At 71.5% G+C, this 1154-nt stretch carries 3 protein-coding genes; all 3 read left to right on the top strand.

Annotated features, from left to right (window positions below; genetic code table 11):
- The coding region (locus tag FUT87_RS30110) for a glycoside hydrolase family 97 catalytic domain-containing protein (protein ID WP_222617306.1) at positions 1–366 on the top strand (366 nt) is incomplete at its 5' end.
- Positions 357–785, top strand: coding sequence for a glycoside hydrolase family 97 C-terminal domain-containing protein (locus FUT87_RS30105; protein WP_222617305.1), 429 nt, complete (start codon positions 357–359; stop codon positions 783–785). The genes FUT87_RS30110 and FUT87_RS30105, both read left to right, overlap by 10 nt.
- A 46-nt stretch (positions 786–831) precedes the next feature.
- A partial coding sequence (locus tag FUT87_RS26400; RefSeq protein WP_222617182.1) for a hypothetical protein occupies positions 832–1154 on the top strand: 323 nt, incomplete at its 3' end.

The following is a 1154-nucleotide window of genomic DNA, read 5'->3' as shown; positions in this document are numbered from 1 at the left end:
GACGAGGTGCTGGACACCTACGCGCGCTGGGGCATCAAGGGCATCAAGGTCGACTTCATGAACCGGGACGACCAGGACATGGTCGCCTTCTACCAGCGCGTGGCCGAAGCCACCGCCAAACGCCATCTGCTGCTGGACCTGCACGGCGCCTACGTGCCCGCCGGGCTGCAGCGGACCTATCCCAACTTCATCACCCAGGAAGGCGTGCTGGGCGCGGAGTGGAACAAGATGGACCGGCGCATCACGCCGCGGCACAACCTGATGCTGCCCTACACCCGGATGCTGGCCGGCCCGATGGACTACACGCCCGGCGGCTTCCGCAACGCCACGCCGGGGGACTTCGAGGTGCGCGCTCGATGCCGCTGACGCAGACGACCCGCGGTCAGGCGCTGGCCATGTACGTGGTCTACGACAGCCCGCTGCAGATGGTCTCCGACGACCCGTCCAACTACCGCGGCGAGACCGGCTTCGACTTCGTGCGCCGCGTGCCGGCGGCCTGGGACGAGACCCGCTTCCTCGCCGGCGAGCCCGGCGAGGACATCGTGCTGGCGCGGCGCAGCGGCAAGGCCTGGTACCTCGGCGCGATGACGTCGGAACGCGCCCGCACTGAAAAGGTCCCGCTCCGCTTCCTGCCACCCGGCCGGTGGCGCGCGACGATCTGGCAGGACGGCGAGGTCGTGCGCGAGGTCCGTCGCAGCACGCGCAGCGTGACGAACGCCGATGTGCTGACGCTGTCGCTGGCCGCGGCCGGCGGCGCCGCCGTGATCCTGGAGCCGGCGCCGTGAGGACGCGCGCGTTCACGCCCGCCCACGCCAAGGAGGACGCACTGACATGAGACGCCGCGATGTGTTCGGGCTGATGGCGCTGGCCTCGGCCGGCCCGCTGGCTACCGCAGCGAGTGCCGCCAGTGCCGCGACGAACGCGGCGCTGCTGCCCTCCGCGCTCGATGCCGCGGGGCAGTTGCGCGCGCTGCCAATGGACGGGCCGGCGGACGGCTTCCACTGGCGGCGTGTCGCGGAGGGTGTGCAGTTCCGCGTCGACAGCCTGACCAAGGCCGTGCTGTTCTACGGCCCGGGCCTGGTACGGATCACCGCGCACCTAGGCGCGGCGCATACCGCGCAGCCCAGCCTGGTGGTCGTGGCCAAGCCCAGGCC

This window comes from Mitsuaria sp. TWR114 (assembly GCF_007997345.1).
Note: the sequence above shows the minus strand (reverse complement) of the source record. Positions and strands in the feature narration are given on the sequence as shown.

Bases quoted from the DNA above. Each gene is read 5' to 3' on its own strand.
- FUT87_RS30105 (WP_222617305.1), top strand. From the start codon at position 357: ATGCCGCTGACGCAGACGACCCGCGGTCAGGCGCTGGCCATGTACGTG.